General features: G+C 65.5%; 18 protein-coding genes. 8 read left to right on the forward strand and 10 right to left on the reverse strand.

The genetic code is table 11. The features are described 5' to 3' along the window. Positions 1 to 64: 64 nt before the first annotated feature. Complete coding sequence (locus tag CH266_RS12305; protein ID WP_094715360.1) at positions 65 to 1,180, forward strand: DUF4192 domain-containing protein; 1,116 nt, start codon at positions 65 to 67, stop codon at positions 1,178 to 1,180. 12 nt (positions 1,181 to 1,192) lie between these two features. Here the strand turns inward: CH266_RS12305 and galE are convergent, their stop codons facing one another. Further along, positions 1,193 to 2,173 (reverse strand): UDP-glucose 4-epimerase GalE, encoded by a 981-nt coding sequence (gene galE, locus CH266_RS12310; protein ID WP_027496874.1) that lies wholly within the window; start codon positions 2,171 to 2,173, stop codon positions 1,193 to 1,195. Positions 2,174 to 2,219: 46 nt separating this feature from the next. Beyond that, a complete protein-coding gene (locus CH266_RS12315; protein WP_027496875.1) occupies positions 2,220 to 2,906 on the reverse strand; it encodes a metal-dependent transcriptional regulator in 687 nt (228 codons plus the stop codon). A 185-nt stretch (positions 2,907 to 3,091) separates the two neighbouring features. Between CH266_RS12315 and CH266_RS12320 the strand changes: the two genes are divergently transcribed. Together CH266_RS12320 and CH266_RS12325 are read left to right on the forward strand one after the other, a co-directional pair. Next, positions 3,092 to 4,360 (forward strand): acetoin utilization protein AcuC, encoded by a 1,269-nt coding sequence (locus CH266_RS12320; RefSeq protein WP_052054723.1) that lies wholly within the window; start codon positions 3,092 to 3,094, stop codon positions 4,358 to 4,360. A 64-nt stretch (positions 4,361 to 4,424) separates the two neighbouring features. Next, positions 4,425 to 7,082 (forward strand): bifunctional acetate--CoA ligase family protein/GNAT family N-acetyltransferase, encoded by a 2,658-nt coding sequence (locus CH266_RS12325; RefSeq protein WP_027496877.1) that lies wholly within the window; start codon positions 4,425 to 4,427, stop codon positions 7,080 to 7,082. Positions 7,083 to 7,219: 137 nt separating this feature from the next. Here the strand turns inward: CH266_RS12325 and CH266_RS12330 are convergent, their stop codons facing one another. The 3 genes from CH266_RS12330 to CH266_RS12340 all read right to left on the reverse strand — a co-directional run bounded on the left by CH266_RS12330 (position 7,220) and on the right by CH266_RS12340 (position 10,256). Further along, positions 7,220 to 8,191 carry a sigma-70 family RNA polymerase sigma factor gene (locus CH266_RS12330; RefSeq protein ID WP_027496878.1) on the reverse strand — a complete coding sequence of 324 codons (972 nt, stop codon included), beginning with the start codon at positions 8,189 to 8,191 and terminating at the stop codon, positions 7,220 to 7,222. A gap of 169 nt (positions 8,192 to 8,360) precedes the next feature. Continuing rightward, positions 8,361 to 9,842, reverse strand: coding sequence for a N5-glutamine methyltransferase family protein (locus CH266_RS12335; RefSeq protein WP_032382154.1), 1,482 nt, complete (start codon positions 9,840 to 9,842; stop codon positions 8,361 to 8,363). Between the two features lie 45 nt (positions 9,843 to 9,887). After that, the gene (locus CH266_RS12340) at positions 9,888 to 10,256 is read right to left on the reverse strand and encodes a DUF3099 domain-containing protein (protein WP_027496880.1); all 369 of its coding nucleotides are present in this window, start codon (positions 10,254 to 10,256) and stop codon (positions 9,888 to 9,890) included. Positions 10,257 to 10,347: 91 nt separating this feature from the next. Between CH266_RS12340 and CH266_RS12345 the strand changes: the two genes are divergently transcribed. After that, positions 10,348 to 10,584: a DUF3039 domain-containing protein gene (locus CH266_RS12345; RefSeq protein ID WP_027496881.1), complete on the forward strand. Its 237-nt coding sequence runs from the start codon at positions 10,348 to 10,350 to the stop codon at positions 10,582 to 10,584. Positions 10,585 to 10,622: 38 nt separating this feature from the next. On the opposite strand, the gene CH266_RS12350 is transcribed toward CH266_RS12345, so the two are convergent. Beyond that, positions 10,623 to 11,687: a YihY/virulence factor BrkB family protein gene (locus tag CH266_RS12350; protein WP_045841788.1), complete on the reverse strand. Its 1,065-nt coding sequence runs from the start codon at positions 11,685 to 11,687 to the stop codon at positions 10,623 to 10,625. Between the two features lie 191 nt (positions 11,688 to 11,878). Here CH266_RS12350 and CH266_RS12355 point away from each other — a divergent pair, with 191 nt between their 5' ends. Beyond that, entirely contained in the window at positions 11,879 to 13,618 is a 1,740-nt protein-coding gene (locus CH266_RS12355; protein WP_027496883.1) for a DEAD/DEAH box helicase, read from the forward strand. A 148-nt stretch (positions 13,619 to 13,766) separates the two neighbouring features. On the opposite strand, the gene CH266_RS12360 is transcribed toward CH266_RS12355, so the two are convergent. Further along, a complete protein-coding gene (locus CH266_RS12360) occupies positions 13,767 to 13,961 on the reverse strand; it encodes a DUF7455 domain-containing protein (RefSeq protein ID WP_027496884.1) in 195 nt (64 codons plus the stop codon). 233 nt (positions 13,962 to 14,194) lie between these two features. Between CH266_RS12360 and CH266_RS12365 the strand changes: the two genes are divergently transcribed. After that, on the forward strand, positions 14,195 to 15,124 hold the full coding sequence (locus CH266_RS12365; protein WP_045841787.1) for an EamA family transporter: 930 nt from the start codon (positions 14,195 to 14,197) through the stop codon (positions 15,122 to 15,124). A 71-nt stretch (positions 15,125 to 15,195) separates the two neighbouring features. Further along, on the forward strand, positions 15,196 to 15,555 hold the full coding sequence (locus CH266_RS12370; RefSeq protein ID WP_094715361.1) for a DUF952 domain-containing protein: 360 nt from the start codon (positions 15,196 to 15,198) through the stop codon (positions 15,553 to 15,555). Positions 15,556 to 15,633: 78 nt separating this feature from the next. On the opposite strand, the gene CH266_RS12375 is transcribed toward CH266_RS12370, so the two are convergent. After that, the gene (locus CH266_RS12375) at positions 15,634 to 16,962 is read right to left on the reverse strand and encodes an RNA polymerase sigma factor (RefSeq protein ID WP_032365052.1); all 1,329 of its coding nucleotides are present in this window, start codon (positions 16,960 to 16,962) and stop codon (positions 15,634 to 15,636) included. Positions 16,963 to 17,122: 160 nt separating this feature from the next. Then, positions 17,123 to 17,947, reverse strand: coding sequence for a polyphosphate--glucose phosphotransferase (gene ppgK / locus CH266_RS12380; protein WP_052057356.1), 825 nt, complete (start codon positions 17,945 to 17,947; stop codon positions 17,123 to 17,125). A gap of 198 nt (positions 17,948 to 18,145) precedes the next feature. Here ppgK and CH266_RS12385 point away from each other — a divergent pair, with 198 nt between their 5' ends. Beyond that, complete coding sequence (locus CH266_RS12385) at positions 18,146 to 19,045, forward strand: inositol monophosphatase family protein (protein ID WP_441347055.1); 900 nt, start codon at positions 18,146 to 18,148, stop codon at positions 19,043 to 19,045. 48 nt (positions 19,046 to 19,093) lie between these two features. Here CH266_RS12385 and cei read toward each other — a convergent pair whose 3' ends face one another. Further along, a complete protein-coding gene (gene cei, locus CH266_RS12390) occupies positions 19,094 to 19,774 on the reverse strand; it encodes an envelope integrity protein Cei (protein WP_027496890.1) in 681 nt (226 codons plus the stop codon). Positions 19,775 to 20,108 lie beyond the last annotated feature (334 nt).

Genomic DNA, 20,108 nt, shown 5'->3' on the forward strand with positions numbered 1-20,108 from the left:
AGGGTGCTGCTCGGCCCCTGGTCGAGCCGGGAAGGCACCACGGAGCCTCGTAAGACTTCGAGGCATGTACACACCGACGAACTCCCACGACCCCTTCTCCGGTCGACACCGCGTACGGATCGGTGACGCGAGCGAACTGTTGGCCGCGATCCCGGCGATGCTCGGCTTCGATCCCCATCGATCGATGGTGCTGATCGCGCTCGAGGACGGCGGCACCAGCATCGGCCCGACGATGCGGCACGACCTCGTGCTGGCCGGCGAACACACCGATCGACGTGCGGGTAGCGACACTCGCGCCACGCCGGACATGCTCGACGTCATCGACTACCTGGCGGGCTACTGCGCATTCGAGAACATCGTCTCGGTGATCGCTGTGTTCGTCGACGACAGACTCGGCCGCAACGAGCGAACGCACTACACACTCGACGTTCAGGATCTGGTGAACGAGCTCGAGGTCACCCTCCCGACGTTCGGTGTGCGGCTCGAAGCCGCCTTCGCAACCTCGGCCATTGCCGATGCCGCGCACTGGTGGTCGCTACAGGGACCACGGCAGCACGGTCGTATGGCCGATCCGACGGCATCGCCGCTGACGGTGGCCAGAGTGCTGGACGGCTATCCGGTGCGACGCTCGAGAGACGAGCTCGCCGAATTCATCGCACCCGGCCCGGTCGAGACGGTGCAGGCAGTCGCCGCCGAGATGGCAAGGTTTCGGCGCAGCGGTGCACTGTCGCTGACCGACCACCTGACAGCGGTGTTGTCCTACCTCGCGCGGTCTCCCTACGACTCCGAGCTCGAGACCACCGACTTCGCGCGGGTCGCCGTCGCGATCGGGCATGTGCAAGTCCGGGACGCGGTGCTGGCACTGACTCTCGGTGAGGATGCAGATGTCGTCGAGGAATTCTGGGCGCACCTCGTCCGTGTGGTTCCGAACCGCGAAAGAGCAATAGCAGCAACACTTCTCGCGTTCAGTTCCTACGTGCGAGGAGACGGACCGATGGCCCGAATCGCGATCGATGCGGCCCTGAAGGCAGACAGCTCCCACAGTTTGGCGTCGCTGTTGGACCGGTCGCTCAGTGTCGGTGCCAGTCCTGCCCTGGTTCGCGAAGTCGCCGAGAGTGGGTTCGCCTGTGCGCGAGCCTGTGGCATTCGGCTACCGGGCGACCCGTTCGGTCGACGCTGATCTGGAATCTGCTCAGCGAGCCGCGTGAGAACGGTCGCCGAGCTGCTGCAGAAAGTCCCACGCATCGGACACGATGCGATCGAGATCGGTCAACTCCGGCGTCCAATGCAGTTCCTCGACGGCACGGGCGCTCGATGCGATCAGCACGGCCGGATCACCGAGCCTGCGGGGCGCATGTTCGACGGCAATGGGCAGTCCGGTGACGCGCTTGCACGACGAGATGACCTCGTCGACGGAGAATCCCGTTCCGCTGCCGAGGTTGTAGATGGAGTGCCGACCGGGCTGGGCGGCATCGACGGCGAGGATGTGTGCTTCGGCGAGATCGGCGACGTGGATGTAATCGCGGACGGCTGTGCCGTCGGGAGTGGGCCAGTCCGTGCCGAACACCGAGATCTTCTCTCGCTGACCGAGGGCGACCTGTAATACGAGGGGGATGAGATGGGTCTCGACGACGCGGTTCTCACCGAAACCCTTGTATGCGCCGGCCACGTTGAAGTACCTCAGACTGGTAGCGGCGAGACCGTAGGCCGCTGCATACGAGGTGATGGCGTGGTCGATCGCGAGTTTCGTCGCACCGTACGGGTTGGTGGGACGGGTGGGGTCGTCCTCGGTGATGGGAGTCTTCTCGGGCTCACCGTAGGTGGCCGCGGTGGAGGAGAACACCAACTTGGGGGTGCCGGAGGACCGGATCGCGTCCAGAAGAGCCAGGGACGTCACTACGTTCCCACTCCAGTACTTGTCCGGCGACACAACCGACTCGCCCACCAACGACTGCGCTGCGAAATGCAGAACTGCATCGAAGTCGCCGCCCGTCAATACTTCCGCCGCGACGTCTTTGATGTCACCCTCGACGAAAGTGACCCCGGCGGGAACGGCATCCCGATTACCGGTGGACAGGTTGTCCACGACGACGACCTCATGGCCGCGTTCGTCGAGTACCGCCGCGCACACACTGCCGACGTACCCTGCACCACCGGTAACGAGAAGCTTCACTGTTCGATCTCCCTCACACGCGGCAGAGGCCGTCCGTGGGAAGAGATCAGACCTTCTTCACCTGAACGGCATGCGCCATTTCGTCGGATATGTCGACACCACTGTGTCCTGGCACCGTGATCGTCACCGACCCGGGCTTGGCTTCGACTGTAACCCGGGCATCGGGAACCACGCCCGCCTCGCGTAGCTGAGCGATGACCTCGGGGTCGGACTGAACGTGCTCGGCCAAGCGGCGAACGACGACCGCCGTAGGCTCGCCGAGCGGTACGTCGGTGAGACGAATGAGAGCCTCCGGTGCCAGTGTCGTCTGACCCAGGCCCAGCTCCGCCAGACCAGGGATCGGATTACCGTAGGGCGAGGTCGTCGGGTTGTTCAACACGGTGACCAAGCGGCGCTCGACCTCCTCGCTCATCACGTGTTCCCAACGGCACGCCTCGGCGTGCACATCTTCCCAGCGCAGTCCGATGATGTCGACGAGCAGACGCTCCGCGAGACGGTGCTTGCGCATGACCGCGACGGCCAAGCTGCGGCCCTTCTCGGTCAGCTCCAGATGCCGGTCGCCGGCGACGGACAGAAGACCGTCGCGCTCCATTCGGGCGACGGTCTGACTGACGGTGGGACCACTCTGCTCCAGCCGCTCGGCGATCCGCGCGCGGAGCGGGATGACGCCTTCTTCTTCCAAATCGTAGATCGTCCGGAGGTACATCTCCGTGGTGTCGACCAGATCCTTCACACTCAACCCCTTCGTCGGGTTCGATCCTACCGTCAGCGGCTCTGAATCGGCGCTGCACCCGATGGCGGCGGGCGCGGCGCATCACAACCCCGGAAGCCGCTCGCCGTGGCGCGTCACAACCGGGTACCGAAGACAACACCGGAACCCGGCAACACCATCCCGCGCGGCAACGTAGTTTTGTCCGTATGTCTGATCAGGCGACACGCGCCGCCGTATCCATTCCGAACCGTCCCGAGGACATCGTCGTGTGGAGCGCGGACTATCTCGGTTACCGGTGGAGCGACGACCATCCGATGAACCCGACGCGGCTCGATCTGACGATGGCCCTCGCCACCGATCTCGGTGTGTTGGCGGGCGTGGAGCTCGTCGAACCGTCGGCGGCACCGGACTCGGAGCTGCTGCGCTTTCATACCAGCGCGTACATCGAGGCCGTCAAGCGCGCGCCGTCGCAGGGTCCGGCCCTGCGAGACCCCGACGACGTCGTCCACGGTCTCGGTTCCGACGACAACCCGGTGTTCGAGCACATGCACGAAGCCAGCGCGATGCTGACCGGCGGCTCCTTGGCGGCCGCGCGGGAGATCGCGTCGGGGCGGGCCAGGAGAGCCGTGAGTATCGGCGGTGGAATGCACCACGCGATGGCCGATTGGGCCTCGGGCTTCTGCGTCTACAACGACGCCGCCATCGCGATTTCGTGGTTGCTGGACAACGGGTTCGATCGCATCGCCTACATCGACGTCGACGCACACCACGGCGACGGCGTCCAAGCAGCGTTTCTCGGTGATCCTCGGGTTCTGACGGTTTCGCTGCACCAGCACCCGGCAACACTGTGGCCGAACACCGGATGGTCGACGGAGGTAGGAACCGAACGCGGCGAGGGTTCCTCGATCAACGTCCCGCTGCTGCCCGGTACCGCGGATCGGCTCTGGCTCCGTGCATTTCATGCGATCGTTCCGGGCGCGATCGGAGCGTTCCGGCCGCAGATCATCGTCAGTCAATGCGGCGTCGACAGTCACCGCGAGGATCCGCTTGCAGATCTCGCGCTCACCGTCGACGGGCAGAATGCGGCCTTCCTGGCGATGCGCGACCTTGCGGACCGATACTCGGAGGGTCGGTGGTTGGCCGTCGGGGGAGGCGGGTACGGCCTCGTTCGGGTGGTTCCACGGGCCTGGACTCATCTGATCGCCGCTGCCCTCGGCCGCGACATCGATCCGATGGCACCCCTACCCGACACCTGGCGCGAGCGAGTGAGAACCATGGCACCGAGCGTGGATCTGCCCCAGACCATGGGCGACGGTGGGGATGTCGACTATCCCGCCTGGGACGGTCCCGGCGGATCGTTGGCCGGAACGGACGGCACCGACCGGGCACTCGAACGCGTCGACTCGGCCATCATCGCCACTCGTCGAGCAGTGTTTCCGCTGCTCGGACTCGATCCGGAGGACCCGCGTGACTGATTCCACCGGTACCGACCCGGCCGCCGAACAGGCCGCCGCGACAGACGAGAAGAGCAGCAAGGAACTGGCGCGAGAGCGCGCGGAAACAGAGTTTCCGCGGCACTGGGTCGCCGACGTTCTCACGTCGGACGGCGGCGTCGTGCACCTGCGGCCCATCGTGCCCTCGGACTCCGAGGCCATCGTGGCTTTTCACGGACGACTGTCGGAGCGCACCAGATACCTTCGGTACTTCGGCCCCTATCCGACGATGCCGCAGCGGGACGTTCTGAACTTCACCACTGTCGACCATCACGACCGCGTGGCCTTCGTTGCAGTACTGGGCGACGACATCATCGCGGTCGGCCGTTACGAGCGGCTACCCGAGGGCGACGGCAACTCGGCCGAGGTTGCATTCGTCGTCGCCGACGCCCACCAGGGCCGCGGACTCGGACCCATCCTGCTCGAGCACCTTGCGGGAGCGGCCGCCGAGAACGGCGTCAACATGTTCGTCGCCGAGGTACTTGCCGAAAACCGCAACATGGTCACCGTGTTCCGGGAGGCCGGATATCAGGTCAGCCGTTCCTTCGAGGGCGGCGTCCTACGGCTGGAATTCGCGATCGATCCGAGCGAGGCATTGCTGTCGGTGCGAAACTCTCGCGAGCGCGCAGCCGAGGCCCGTAGCGTTCGCAACGTACTCAGCCCTCGATCGGTCGCCGTGATCGGCGCATCGACCGACAGCTCCAAGGTGGGCAACGCGGTGCTGGCGAACCTGCTCGCCGGTAACTTCACGGGCCCGGTGTACCCCGTCAACGCCGACCACCGCTCGGTGCGCGGTGTGCGCGCGTACGCCACGGTGCACGACATCCCGGACCCGGTCGACCTTGCTATCGCGGCGGTTCCGGCCGATGCCATCGACGCGGTGCTCGACGACTGCCTGGACAAAGGTGTCAAAGCGCTGCTCGTGGTGTCGGGTGGATTCGGCGAGACCGGGCCTGCGGGGCAGGAGAGCGAGCGCAGGCTGGTGCTCGCCGCCCGTGCCCACGGGATGCGATTGATCGGGCCCAACGCGCTCGGCGTCGCGAACACCGACCCTGAGTTCGGGTTGAACGCCACATTGGCGCCGCATCTGCCGACCCCGGGCAACGTCGGCTTCTTCTGCCAGTCCGGCGCGCTCGGCATCGCAATTCTCGACGAGGCAGCCAATCGCCGACTGGGTCTGTCGACGTTCGTCTCTGCCGGCAACCGAGCGGACGTCTCGGGCAACGACCTGTTGCAGTACTGGGACTCCGACCCGGCGACCGAGGTGATCCTGCTGTACCTGGAGAGCTTCGGAAATCCCCGCAAATTCACCCGAATCGCTCGACGGGTCGCGCGCAGCAAGCCGATCATCGCGGTCAAGAGCGGCCGCGGAGCCGTACCACCCGCACACGCCATCGGTGCCGACATCGACGATTCCATCGTCCGAGCGTTGTTCGCCCAAGCCGGAGTGATCCAGGTCGACACCATCTCTGAACTGTTCGACTGTGCAGTACTGTTCGGCAACCAACCCTTGCCGGCCGGCCCACGCGTGGCCGTCGTGGGCAACTCCACGGCCCTGGGAGTCCTGGCCGTCGACGCCGCTCGCGCCAAAGGCTTGCATGCCGATATCCCGACCGACGTCGGACCGCAGGCCGGTCCCGAGGATTTTGCCGCGGCCGTCTCGTCGGCACTGGCCGCCTCCGACATCGATGCAGTGATCGTCGTGTTCGTGCCCCCGGTCGCGGTCGAGGTAGAACCGTTCGCGACTGCGCTGGGCAATGCGGTCCGGGGATCCGACAAGCCGGTGCTGTCGACATTCCTTGCCACCGAAGGTATCCCGGATGTGCTGGCTGTACGCGGGCCCGGCGGGCACCCGGTTCGGGGCTCGGTTCCGTCGTACTCGAGCCCCGAACGAGCCGTGGCGGCACTCGCTGCCGCGTGGCGGTATTCGTCGTGGCGCTCACGGCCGGTGTCGAATCTGGTTCGGCCCAAGAGCATCGACGGCGATCGCGCCAAGCAGCTGGTCCGGGATTGGCGTTCGGCAGGTGGCCAAGGGCGCTGGCTGTCGGATTTCGAGACTGCCGAGCTGTTGGCCTGTTACGGCCTCGATGTCGTGGCGTTCCGCGCCGTCACCGACGAGAACGAGGCCGTCGCGGCGGCCGACGAACTGGGGTACCCGGTTGCCGTGAAGGCGACAGGGAAGCGGTGGCGGCACCGGCCCGATCTGGGCGGTGTTCGCTTGGACGTCGCCGACGCCTCGGCAGTCCGTGTGGCATACCGCAACCTGGCGGCCGAGTCCGGAGAGCCGCTACTGCACGTCCAGCGCATGGCAGTCAAGGGAATCGGCTGCGTGGTGCGGGTTCAGGACGACCCGTCGTTCGGATCGCTCATCTCGTTCGGTCTGGCCGGAGTGATCTCGGATCTGTTGGGCGACCGTGCCTACCGTGTGCTGCCGTTGACCGAGGACGAAGCGGCACAGTTGATCGACGCGCCGAAGGCTGCTCCGCTGTTGTCGGGCTACCGAAACGCCGTGCCGGTCAACAAGAGTGCGCTGATCGACCTCGTCCAGCGCATATCTGCGCTGGCCGAGGACATTCCCGACATCCGTGAGATTTCTTGCGAACCGGTGCTGGCATCCGCCGACGGCGCATACATCACCGATGCGCGAGTACGAATCGGGCCCGAACCGACGAAGGCAGACCTGGGTCCTCGACGATTGCGTTGACGAGGACTGCGTCGCCGAAAACGAGAGAAGCGGCGACCGAGCCGACGTCCCGAAGGGAAAGAACGTCGGTTCGGCCACCGCGTCGGATGGCGCGAACGGGAGTGGTCACCGTCGCTCCACCGGTCGGAGAACCGGAATCAGCTGGCGTACGAACGCAACTTCTCGGCGCGGTCACCCTGGCGAAGCTTGACCATCACCTCGCGCTCGATCTGACGTACGCGCTCGCGAGACAGTCCGAAGAGCTTGCCGATCTGATCGAGGGTGCGCGGCTGGCCGTCGTCCAAGCCGTAGCGCAGACGAATGACCTGCTGCTCACGTTCGTCGAGGGTACCGAGCACGACGCGAACATCGCTGTGCAGCAGCCCGGCGATGACGGCGTTCTCGGCGGACGTGGCTTCCGAGTCCTCGATGAAGTCACCCAGCGGCGCTTCCTCGTCGCTACCCACCGGCATGTCGAGGCTGACCGGATCCCGGCTGTGGTCGAGCAGATCCGCAATCTTCTCGACTGCGATGCCCGATTCACTCGACAGCTCTTCGTCGGTTGCCTCGCGTCCGAGCTGCTGATGCAGCTCCCGCTTGATCCGGGCGAGTTTGTTGACCTGCTCGACGAGGTGGACAGGGAGCCGAATCGTTCGGCTCTGATCTGCCATGCCGCGAGTGATGGCCTGACGGATCCACCACGTTGCGTAGGTCGAGAACTTGAAGCCCTTCGCGTAGTCGAACTTTTCCATGGCGCGAATCAGGCCCAGGTTGCCCTCCTGGATCAGGTCGAGCAACGGCATTCCGCGACCTGTGTAGCGCTTGGCGAGCGAGACGACCAACCGGAGGTTTGCTTCGAGCAGATGGCTGCGCGCCGCGCTTCCGTCCCGCACGATGATGGCCAGGTTGCGCTTCTTGACTGCGCTCAACCGTTTCGTGTTCTCGAGAACCTGCTTGGCGTACAGACCTGCCTCGATCCTCTTGGCCAGGTCGACCTCTTCTTCAGCCGTCAGCAACGCGGTGCGGCCGATGCCGTTGAGGTACACGCGAACGAGATCGGCTGCTGGGCTCTGGGCGTCCAGATCGGCATCGGTGGGCCGCGGACGAATCGTGGTGCTGGGGCTGGTCATGACTTGCCTCCTGGTCGGTGGTGTCTCACAGGTTCAACGCTCGGGACACTCCGATAAGTTCCCACGCCGATCCTTGTGATACCCGCCTGACCAGGGAATACGGCGGGTCCGTCCTGAGAAGTTGCTGAGAACGTTCGCAGCGGGAACGGCAGCGCAGCCCCAGGCCCGTTCAGCGAGCCGGCAACACGAGTCCGTGCCGCACCAGACCCTGCATCAGCGTCACCGCATGCCCCGCCAGTTCGTCGGCATCCTCACCGTGCGCGGCGGCGAGCAGCTCGACCAGTTCGCCCACCGCGAGCCCATCCGGACGCAGGCCCGCCAGAAGCGCGGCACCGAGCTCGTCGACGTCGTGCTGCCACTGTGGTCCGTTTCCCCGGTGGACACGGATCGCCACTGGAGCCCAGCCCTCGTCGCCGGGAAGAAACACCCGTTCGAGCGCGGTGTTGGGGTCGAGAGTCAGTACCGAGTCGAGAATGTCGTTGTCACGGAGCCACTCGAGCCGAGAGAAATACTCGAGCGACTCGTTCCCGAGCGGGTCGGAGAACCCGTGCGTCAACTCCTCGGCGAGCAGATCCGTCGGAGAGTCCGTCTTGCGTAGATAGACGAACCCGAAACCGACGCCCTCGACACCCGCGGCGGCGAAATGATCGAGCCAGGACTGGGCCACCGCGGCCGCATCGGGGTCGCGCGGGTCCAAACCGCCGTCGCGCATCCAGGTGCCCACATACAGAGCGGGGTCTGCCACGTCACGCTCGACCACCCAGGCGTCGACGCCGTGGGCGGGAAGCCAGGACGCCACTCTCGTACGCCAGTCCTCGCCCTCGATGTGCACCCACGACGCGAGGATGGCAGCAGTCCCACCGAGGGTGAGGTGCTCGGGTGCCTGGGCGATCATCAATGCGCTCGCGCCGTCGAGGTCGAGGCCGGAATCTCGGTACGAGTGCAGTACTTCGGCTCGTCCCACGACGAACGGGGGATTGGCGACGATCCGATCGAACGTACGTCCGGCCACCGGCTCGAACCACGAACCGTGCAGCAATTCGACGTCGAGACCGTTGAGGGCCGTCGTCGCTGCCGCCAGATCCATCGAACGCGGGCTGATGTCGGTCGCGGTGACCGTCGTTGCGTAGTCGCACGCGTGGACGGCTTGGACGCCGCATCCGGTTCCGACGTCGAGGACGGTGTCCACTGGCGAGGTCGGTGTACCGCGCAACAACGACAGCGACGCCTGGCCGACGCCGAGCACATGATCGGTGGCCGTGTCGGCGACGCGCATGCTGCCGTCGGGATCGGAGACGATCCACCGGGTTCCGTGCCCGGCGTCGAGGGGCCGGATGTCGAGCAGGGTGCGCACCGTGGATCCGGTACGAGTGAGAATGCCGGCCGAGATGGCTTCGGGGACGGTCAGCGGTGCGAGAGCGGCCGCGACCTCGTCCTCGGGGCAGTCGTCGACCAGCAGGAACAATCGCACCAGGACACCCAGATCTCCGCCGCCGAGGCTCGCATTGCGGACCGGTACCGGTTCGCTGCGTCCCAGTGCGGCGTGGGCGTCGGAGCCCAGCAACCTCAGGACGCCGTCGGCGTCGTAACCCGCGCGATCGAAGGCTTCACGGAGGGCAGCGGCGGCAGCGACCAGTGGGGAGAGAGAAATCTGTGCGTTCACCGAGCAAGTGTCGCACCGCCTGTCGGCTTCCTGTCAGTCCTCGCCGGCTTCGATCACGCGGTGATTGCTCGATTCGATGGCCGGACTGTCGATGGTCCGGTAGTCGTACCGGCTCATTTCGTCCTTGGTACGCGGCGGCCGATCGTTCGCGATCAACACCGCCATCCATGGGAGCGGAATGGACAGACCGACGATCGCCATGGATATCCATGGGTTCATCCACATTCCGTATGCCAGTGCAGCGAGCACCAAGGCCGGTATGCGGAAGGACATGATGAACATGTACTTGCGGACACGCGCTTTGTGCTGCTCTTCCACCGACTGTTGCGCCTCGGTGATCAGGACGGGCCCATCCGGCGAGTCGCTGTACGCGCTTCCGTCGAACCCTGGGGTTCTCGTCATACCTCCACTGTGGCACTACCGCTCACAGATTGCATACGACGAGCTGTGCGACCGGTTCGAACACAGTGTGGCGACGGATTAATCTGTGTTCATGAGCACTCAGACGAAGGACCGTCCCGACATCGCTCCGGACGAAACCACCGACGATGACCGGCCGAAATTCTTCCATTACGTCAAGAAGAACAAGATCGCCGAGAGCGCCGTCATGGGTACCCATGTGGTAGCGCTGTGCGGCGAGGTGTTTCCGGTCACCAAGTCTGCAAAACCGGGCTCACCGGTGTGCCCGGACTGCAAGAAGGTCTACGAGGGCCTCAAGAAGGGCGAGTGACGGCTCACGTTCGAGGGTGACTCCGCCGGACCCGACCGTCACTGAGACGGTTCGGGCCGGTCGGATCGCTGCCGATCGCCGACCACTTTGATCGGGCCTGTGGCCAGACGCCGCGCTACCGCGGTCACCGGTCCCGACGGCTTGTCGTCCGCCGCTGCCTGCGCTGCGAGCCACTCACGCATTTGATCCATTCGGGTTGCTCTGGCCGGCCAGAACTCCTGGATCGTCGCGTTGAACTCGGCTCCGAGGACCACGGCGAAGCCGAGAAAGAACGTGAAGAGCAGAAACGCGATCGGAGTTGCCAGCGCACCGTAGGTGTAGCCGGTGCTGGTGACCCAGGTCAGGTACCGGCGGAGTACGGCGCTGGCAATCATGAAGAACACCCCGGCCAGCAGTGCTCCGCCGAGCAGACGATGCCAGGGCAGTGACGTGTGCAACGCCAGCTTGTACAACGTGGTCAGTCCGATGATCAGCAGCAAGCCGACGGCCGGGTAGTACAGGAAGTCGACGAGTTCGCTGCCGACGGTCAGCCACGAATCGGGCAATATCTGCTGGACGTACACCGGTCCGAGTGCGACGAGCGGAAGCACGAACACCGCGATGATCAGGAAGCCGACGTACAGGAGCAGCGCGAAGAACCGCTGCCAGACGGGATTTCGAGCGTCGGCCTGCCCGTGTGCTTCGACGATGGAGTCCACGAACGTCGAGATCGCCGACGAGCCCGCCCACAGCGAGAGCAGAAAGCCGACCGAGACGATTTCACCGCTGCCCTGTGCGAGGACGTCTCGGACGGTCGGCGCGATGATCTGATCGACGACACTGCTGCTGAAGAGCGTGTTGCTGAAGGTGATGATCTTCGACTCGATGATGTCGACGGTGTTGGGGCCGAACCATCCTCCGACGAAACCGAGACTGCCCAGCACCCCGAGCAGAAGGGGAGGTAGCGACAGCGTCTGCCAGAAGGCGGCGGTCGCGGCCTTGCTGAAGATCGAATCGTCCCAGGCCTTGCCGAGCGTGCGCAGAGTCACTTTCCACACCGCACGTAGCGGGTTTCTCGCCGACAATCGCGGCGGTGTGGGAGTTGGGCCTGCAGACTCGCTCATGGTGCCTCCAGCATTCCTGACCGATGCCGACTTCGCCTAACGACCGACGCGCCGTGTCGCGTCCGACATCACCCCAGCGATGCGGGATCCGTCGGTACGGAGCGATAGGCTCCTCGGCGGACACTGCAGGGCTACCGAGAGCGCGAGGAATTTACATCGATGCCAGGAACCGGCGGCCAGTGAGCGCTGACATGTTCGATCCCACACCACCATCCACCGATCAGACGGCTGCGCCCGTCGCCGGCGGGGCACCGCTACGTGCCTGGCAGCGACGCGCGCTGACGAAGTATCTCGTCGCCTCGCCCAAGGATTTCCTGGCGGTGGCGACCCCGGGTGCAGGTAAGACCACGTTCGCCCTGCGCGTCGCCGCCGAACTGCTCGCGCACCGCACCGTCGATCAGGTGACGGTGGTGGCACCCACCGAGCACCTCAAGCATCAGTGGGCCGAGTCGGCGGCGCGGGTGGGCATCGCGTTGGACTCGCGCTTCTCCAACTCGACCGGGCAGACCTCGAGTGACTACCACGGTGTGGTGGTGACCTACGCGCAGATCGCCTCGCATCCGTTCAAGCACCGAGTGCGCACGGAGGCCCGCAAGACTCTGGTGATCCTCGACGAGATCCACCACGGTGGTGACGCGAAGAGCTGGGGCGAGGGCATCCGCGAAGCGTTCGGCGACGCCACCCGACGCCTTGCGTTGACGGGTACTCCGTTCCGCAGCGACGACAGTCCCATTCCGTTCGTCAATTACGAACCGGATCAGGACGGCCTGATGCGGTCGAAGGCCGATCACGCGTACGGCTACTCCGACGCCCTCGCCGACGGAGTCGTTCGCCCGGTCGTCTTCCTCGCGTATTCCGGGGAGGCACGGTGGCGGGACAGCGCAGGCGAGGAGTACACCGCTCGGTTGGGCGAGCCGCTGAATGCGGAGCAGACCGCACGGGCGTGGCGTACCGCCCTCGACCCGCAGGGCGACTGGATGCCCGCGGTGCTGTTGGCTGCGAACACACGATTGGCACAGTTGCGGTCGGGCGGTATGCCCGACGCAGGTGGTCTCGTGATCGCAACCGACCAGACGGTGGCGCGGGCCTACGCCAAGCTGATCGAGGTGATCACGGGGGAGACGCCGACCCTCGTCCTCTCCGACGACCCCACATCCTCGGCTCGTATCGCCGAGTTCGGCAAGAGTGATCAGCGGTGGATGGTTGCCGTTCGCATGGTGTCCGAGGGTGTCGACGTTCCGCGTCTCGCCGTCGGCGTCTACGCCACCAGTGCATCAACTCCGCTGTACTTCGCGCAGGCAATCGGCCGTTTCGTGCGATCACGCCGCAAGGGCGAGACGGCGAGCGTCTTCCTGCCGTCGGTACCGGTCCTCCTCGACCTCGCCTCACAGCTCGAGGCTCAGCGCGACCATATTCTCGGCAAGCCCCACCGCGAGAAGGACGGCTTCGACGACGAGCTGCTGGCCGACGCCAACAAGCAGAAGGACGAGCTGGGCGAGGAAGAGAAGGCGTACACCTCCCTCGGCGCGGATGCCGAGCTCGATCAGGTGATCTACGACGGGTCCTCGTTCGGGACCGCGACGTTCTCGGGCAGCGACGAAGAAGCCGACTATCTCGGGCTCCCCGGCCTGCTCGACGCGACGCAGATGCGCGACCTGCTTCGCCAGCGTCAGCAGGAGCAGATCGACAAACCCGCTGCGGGCCCGGCGGTACCCGCGCCTGCCGTCGTCAACGACAGGGCCACCAGTGCCGGCCAGTTGGCCGGCCTGAGGCGGGAATTGAACAGTTTGGTTGCGGTGTACCACCACCGGACGGGGAAGCCGCACGGCGTCATTCACGGCGATCTGCGTCGAATCTGCGGTGGCCCGCCGACGGCGATGGCATCGGCGGAGCAGCTGGGTGAGCGAATCGCGCAGTTGCGCAAGATGTAGCACCTGACGGACGAGTGCTGCCGGCGAACTGAGCCGGTGACACGACAACGACGGACGGTCCAGAGACCGTCCGTCGTTGTGATCGTGCGTTGATGCAGTTGTATCGGTACAGCTGTGGCGAACTGGCGTCCCCCGACGAGTCGGTGGGTTACACCGTGGAGTCCGATTCGGTCATCACCGTTGCGTTCACTTCACGCAAGCGGGCTTCGTGCTCGGTGGCGTGGTGACCGCAGAAGAGAAGCTCTCCACCGGTCGAGAGCACGACACGCGCGCGAGCCCCTGCACCGCACCGGTCGCACCGGTCCGCTGCTGTCAATTGTGGGCTGGTCAATGTTCCGGGCATGACTCCTCCGTACTGGCTTCCGGGTATGTCCCGTTCGCCTGGGGCCGGTCCGCCGCGTCGGTATGGCGCGGTTCGTTCACTCTGTCAGACGTATGGCGGTCACGCGTTGTTCCCGAGCGCGTTTCTTTGTGTTGTCACTAACACGAAACATGTCCTACGAGCAGGAACGCCGTGGATCCTGTTCGCTGACAGCTGATACGGAATCGGACGGGTGGCGGCAGTAGGGTCCCGGTGTGGCTTCGACTTCTTTCTCGCTGTCCGGCGCTTCGAGGCTGGGTATCCCGTCGCTGTTCGTGATCGGTGCCGTATGCATGTACGTCGGTGCGGCCATCGGAGTGTTCCTGTTCGACACGGTGAACCCGGCTGCGGTGGCCTGGCTGCGGGGCTTCGGTGCCGCTGTCGTCCTGATCGCCTGGCGTAGGCCGTGGCGTCGACGCGGCGGTGCCGGATCCGTATGGACGGTACGACGCGCGGTGACCGCCGCCGCGTTCGGAGCGGCCACCATCGGCATGAACGTGATGTTCTACGAGGCCATCGCTCGGCTGCCCCTCGGTGCGGCGGTCGCCATCGAGTTTCTGGGCCCCATCGTCGTGGCCGCAGCAGGATCTCGGAAGCTCACCGATGCACTCGCGGTCGTTCTGGTGGTCGCCGGCGTTGCTGCCATCGCGTCGGCTCAGTTCGAGGGCGGCGAGGTGGGATTGATCGGAATCGCGTTCGCGCTCGGTTCGGCGGCTCTGTGGGCGGCGTACATCGTGCTGGGCAAGTCCGTGGCCGACGCCGGGCAGGGGCTCGACGACATGGCTGCCGGTTTCGGAATCGCATCGGTGGTTCTCGCCGTGCCGCTGTTCGCACCGTTCGCATTCGCGCACACCGACGTTCTGAGCGACTGGCGCATCTGGGTTCTGGGCCTGGGCGTCGGATTGCTGTCGAGCGTCGTTCCGTACGTTCTCGACCAGTACGTCCTGGTCCGAGTGGGTCGGGCTCGCTTCGCGTTGCTGTTGGCGTTGCTGCCCGCGACCGCGACTGTCGTCGGTGCCGTGGTGCTGACCCAGGTGCCGACGCTGCTCGAGTCCCTGGGAATCCTTGCCGTCATCGCCGCAGTGGTGCTCGGCGGCCTGCCGGGCCGAACGCGCGGTGGGGCACCCACGCTGCCCCCGCCCTGACTTCCAGGACACGGCTCGGGGACGCGCGGGGTAGGGGACACGAGGCCCCGAGAACCCGGCACAATGGCGGTGTGACCGAACGAACCGACGTCCTCGTACATCTGTGCACCACGGAGGAGTGGTCGAGAATCCGGGGCGGTACCGAGTACACGCCGGAGTCGTTCGCCGAACTGGGTTTCGTTCACCTCTCCACGCCCGAGCAGGTGCATCTGCCCGCGAACCGGCTCTTCCCAGGACGCACCGATCTGGTGCTGCTGGCGCTGGACCCAGCGCGGTTGGGTGCGCCGGTGCAGTGGGAGCCGGGTGTGCCGTCCGACCCGCAGTCGATGCTGTTTCCGCACCTGTATGGACCGCTACCGCTCGAGGCCGTCACTGTCGCCGTCGAGTACCGACCGGGGCCCGCCGGGGATTTCGGGACGCCCGTGCTCTGACCGAAAGCCTGGCAGTCGCCAGCAACGAGAAGCGACCGCCGATCCGAAGATCGACGGTCGCTTGTCGTTCGAAGATTGTCAGTCCAGGTAGTCGCGCAGAACCTGGGACCGCGACGGGTGCCGCAGCTTCGACATCGTCTTGGACTCGATCTGACGAATCCGCTCGCGGGTGACTCCGTACACCTGCCCGATCTCGTCGAGGGTGCGGGGCTGTCCATCGGTGAGGCCGAAGCGCAGGCGGACCACGCCTGCTTCTCGCTCGGAGAGCGTCTCGAGCACCGACTGAAGCTGATCCTGCAGAAGCGTGAACGACACCGCGTCGACCGCGACGACAGCCTCGGAGTCTTCGATGAAGTCCCCGAGCTGGCTGTCACCCTCGTCACCGATGGTCTGGTCGAGGGAAATCGGCTCGCGAGCGTACTGCTGGATCTCCAGCACCTTCTCGGGCGTGATGTCCATCTCCTTGGCGAGTTCCTCCGGAGTGGGCTCGCGGCCCAGATCCTGCAGGAGCTCACGCTGGATGCGTCCGAGCTTGTTGATGACCTCGACCATGTGCACCGGGATACGAATGGTCCGGGCCTGGTCTGCCATGGCACGGGTGATGGCCTGGCGGATCCACCAGGTGGCGTACGTCGAGAACTTGTAGCCCTTGGTGTAGTCGAACTTCTCGACCGCGCGGATCAGACCCAGGTTGCCCTCCTGGATGAGATCCAGGAACGCCATGCCGCGGCCCGTGTAGCGCTTGGCCAGCGAGACGACGAGGCGGAGGTTTGCCTCGAGCAGGTGGTTCTTGGCGCGGTTGCCGTCACGGCAGATCCAGGTCATGTCACGCCGCTGGGCGACGGGGAGCTTCTCGCCCTTCTCCGCGGACTCGCGCATCTTCTCGACGGCGAACAGTCCTGCCTCGATGCGCTTGGCGAGCTCGACCTCTTCCTCGGCGTTGAGGAGGGCGACCTTGCCGATCTGCTTGAGGTACGCGCGAACCGAGTCCGCTGATGCGGTGAGCTCGGCGTCCTTGCGGGCCTGACGCAGGGCTTCGGATTCCTCTTCGTCCCAGACGAAGTCGCCCGACGCCTTGTCCTCGGCGGTCGGCTCGCTCGTTGCGTCTTCTTCGGTGTCGTCGCCTGCGGCGACGACCTCGACGACGTCGTTCGCTGCGGCGGCAAGATCACCTTCGGAGATGTCGATGTCTTCGATTCCCGGGGTGCTCTCGTCGACGTCATCGCCGGTGGCGGGAGCTGCTGTCTTCTTCGCTGCGGCCTTCTTGGCCGGTGCCTTCTTGGCGGCGGCGCGTTTGGCCGGTGCCTTCTTAGCCGGTGCCTTCGCGGCGGGTGCCTTGACAGCAGGTTCAGGTGTCGCAGTTCCAGGTTCGGAATCTACGGTCTGACGGATATCGGTGGCTGCCACGTACGCCCTTTCGTGACGAAGTCGTGCGGCGTCACGCCAGAGTTGTTTCCGGCGGAGAGGTCTTCGGATTCGGCCGGCTGCGTACCGGCACACACCATTGTAACGACCTCTCAGGAGTTTGTTACCTACCCTCGTCCTTCGCAGGTGGCGACACCGCGTGTCAGTGCGGTGATCCAGCCGAGGTACCGGTCTCGGCGGACGCGACGGCACTGTCCGCAGCGAGGGCCGCTCCGACGATCCCCGCCGTGTTCAGCAGGGTCGCGGGGACCACCGGAGTTCGGTTGGTCAGGTGTGGAATCCACTTCTCGCTCTTGCGACTGATTCCGCCACCGGCGATGAACAGGTCGGGCCACAGCAGCGCCTCGAACGTTGCGAGCACGGTGGAGACCTCTTTGGCCCATTCCTTGTAGGACAGCCCCTTGTTCTCCTTCACCGAGGACGCCGCGCGATGCTCGGCTTCCTTGCCGCCGATCTCCATGTGTCCGAATTCGGTGTTCGGCAGCAGAACTCCGTTGTGCAGAACGGCGGAACCGATGCCGGTGCCGAACGTGAGCAGAACGACGACCCCGTCCTTGCCCTTGCCGCCGCCGTACTTGTCCTCGGCGACCCCGGCGGCATCCGCGTCGTTGAGGACGGTGATGTTCTCGTTTCCGATGGCCTTCGCGAACAATGCTCGCGCATCGGTGTCGATCCAGCTCTTGTCGATGTTCGCGGCCGAACGCGCCACACCGTTGGTGACCACCGCAGGCAGGGTGACGCCGATCGGCCCGGTCCACTCGAAATGCGAGACGATCTCGGCCACGGTCCGCGCGACGGCGTCGGGGGTCGAAGGCTGAGGCGTCTCGATCTTGTAGCGATCGCCCACGAGCTCACCGGTGTTCAGGTCGACGATGCCGCCCTTGATGCCGCTGCCACCGACGTCGACGCCGAACCCGTGACGCTCGGCCGTCGCCGCGGTGCTGTTGTCCGAACCTGGCTGTGTCATGTCGATGCCGCTCCTGGCCTGATCGAATTCGTGTGTGCCGTCGCTTCGGAACAATAGTGCCGTCCGTTCGTCGGCGTGACGCCGACGCTGTAGCGGACGGCCCGCCGAGTGCCGCGGTGGTGCCGCGCCGGCGAAGTGTGTTGCGATGTACGCGTGCCGAAACATGACGGAACGCAGACCCACACCGCCACTGAGCAATTGCCGCAGACGCCGGCAACCGTAGAACGGTCGGATACCGAACCGACGACACGTGATGCGGAGGTACTGCGCGGAGTTGCCGTTCGGGTTGCCACGGAGGCAGCCGAGCACGTCCGAACGCGTCGTCCGCAGGTGTTCGGTGACAGTGCCGACGCGGAGGCAGAGGCCGTGCAGACGAAAAGCACACCGACCGATCTGGTCACCGTCGTGGACACCGAAACCGAACGTGTTCTTCGCGAATTGCTGGCGCAGCTGCGTCCGGGCGATGCCGTCCTCGGCGAGGAGGAAGGTGGCGGGGACGAATCCGTCGCCGGAGTTCGATGGGTGCTGGATCCGATCGACGGAACCGTCAACTTCATGTACGGAATTCCTGCGTACGCGGTCTCTGTTGCGGTGCAGATCGACGGAGTGAGCGTGGCAGGGGCCGTCGTCGACGTGGCCCGCGATGTGGTCTATTCGGCCGCGCAGGGGCATGGGGCGACGGCTCGGTACGCAGACGGTCGTATCGAACGGCTGCAGTGTTCGGGTGTGACCGAATTGTCGATGACGTTGCTGGCCACCGGATTCGGGTACGGATCACGACGCCGCGCGGCGCAGGGCGCGATCATCGCCGAACTGCTGCCGAAGGTGCGAGATATTCGCCGAATCGGTTCTGCAGCACTGGATCTGTGCATGGTCGCGTCCGGTGCCGTCGACGCACACTTCGAGCACGGGCTCAGCCCGTGGGACTGGGCGGCGGGGTCGCTGATCGCTGCCGAGGCCGGAGCCCTCGTCGATGTGCCCGCAGCGACGTCGTCGAGTGCGGACGGGGTCGTCACCGTGGCGATGGCCCCGGGAATCGCCGAACCCCTGACTGCCGCCCTACGACTCGTCGGCGCACTCGATCCGATTCCGAGCTGACGGACTGGTCCGACTCAGTAGCGCGATCGTCTCAGCAGCGCGATCGACTCAGCAACGAGACTGACGCGCGGCGGCGAGCAGATCGGGGTCGAGGGGCTGCGGCGCGGCACCGGGTGCTGCGCCCGCCAGCGTGCGTAGCACTTCCTCTGCGTCGTCGTTCGGCTGAATCTCGCTGAAGTAGGTGCCGAGTGCCAGATCCACCGAGTCGTCGGTCCTCGAGTCCTCGATGAGTTCTGCACACGGTGCGAGGAGCCACACTGCGCTCGCGGCACCGATACCCGCGGATCCGAATCGGATCTGGCCCTGGCACTGCATGTTCTGGTCGACGTAGACGGGATCGTTGCCCACCTGCACGTCCGGAGCACTCGCGAAGCCGTAGTCACTGAGCTGAGCCGCCACGTGTGCAGCTTGGCCGCGTTCGCCGTTGGCGTTGAACACTCGTACCTTCGATGCCGACAGGGCGGCAGGCTCGACGTCGAGAAGTGTCGTCGGGTCGACCTCCTCGCCGAGGGCAACCGGCTGCGTTCCGTCGGTGGCAGCGGTCGTGGTTGGGGTGTTGCATTCGGCAGTGGCCGATGTCGTCTCGGTGGTGGTGAACACCTTGACCCACACGACCACGGCGAGCAGAGCGAGTACTGCGAACACGGCGATGATCGGAAGTGCGCGGCGTCGACGGAACGGACGGCCGCGGTCGTCGACCGGCTGGCCTTCGGTGATCAGAGAAACCACAGTGATTCTTCGCCTTTCCGTCGGCAGTCGCCGAGACCGGTACACGGAGTCGGTTCACACCGACGCGTGCCTACTGTAGATCCCCGCGGTCCTCGGCGACGGCACACTCGGCCGCGAGCTCGCCGAAAGCAGTGCACGCGACTCGTTTGCACCGCGAAAACCAGCAGCAGAACTGCTTCTGCGGACTGCGGAATGAAGCCGGTGATCTCGGTGTTGATGCGGCGTGCACGGAGGCAATGAAGTGATCGGCGATTCGGTTTCGGCTTTGGGGTCGGCGTCGGCTATTGTCTGGCGGCCGCAGTGCTTAAGAAACAGAAAGCTGCCGGTGAATCGT

The organism is Rhodococcus sp. 06-1474-1B, assembly GCF_002258885.1.
Classification (GTDB): Bacteria; Actinomycetota; Actinomycetes; order Mycobacteriales; family Mycobacteriaceae; genus Rhodococcoides; species Rhodococcoides fascians.

Coding starts and splice junctions, on each gene's coding strand:
- CH266_RS12305 (WP_094715360.1), top strand. CDS start 65: ATGTACACACCGACGAACTCCCACGACCCCTTCTCCGGTCGACACCGC.
- CH266_RS12320 (WP_052054723.1), top strand. CDS start 3,092: ATGTCTGATCAGGCGACACGCGCCGCCGTATCCATTCCGAACCGTCCC.
- CH266_RS12330 (WP_027496878.1), bottom strand. CDS start 8,191: ATGACCAGCCCCAGCACCACGATTCGTCCGCGGCCCACCGATGCCGAT.
- CH266_RS12340 (WP_027496880.1), bottom strand. CDS start 10,256: ATGACGAGAACCCCAGGGTTCGACGGAAGCGCGTACAGCGACTCGCCG.
- CH266_RS12345 (WP_027496881.1), top strand. CDS start 10,348: ATGAGCACTCAGACGAAGGACCGTCCCGACATCGCTCCGGACGAAACC.
- CH266_RS12350 (WP_045841788.1), bottom strand. CDS start 11,687: ATGAGCGAGTCTGCAGGCCCAACTCCCACACCGCCGCGATTGTCGGCG.
- CH266_RS12355 (WP_027496883.1), top strand. CDS start 11,879: ATGTTCGATCCCACACCACCATCCACCGATCAGACGGCTGCGCCCGTC.
- CH266_RS12360 (WP_027496884.1), bottom strand. CDS start 13,961: ATGCCCGGAACATTGACCAGCCCACAATTGACAGCAGCGGACCGGTGC.
- ppgK (WP_052057356.1), bottom strand. CDS start 17,947: ATGACACAGCCAGGTTCGGACAACAGCACCGCGGCGACGGCCGAGCGT.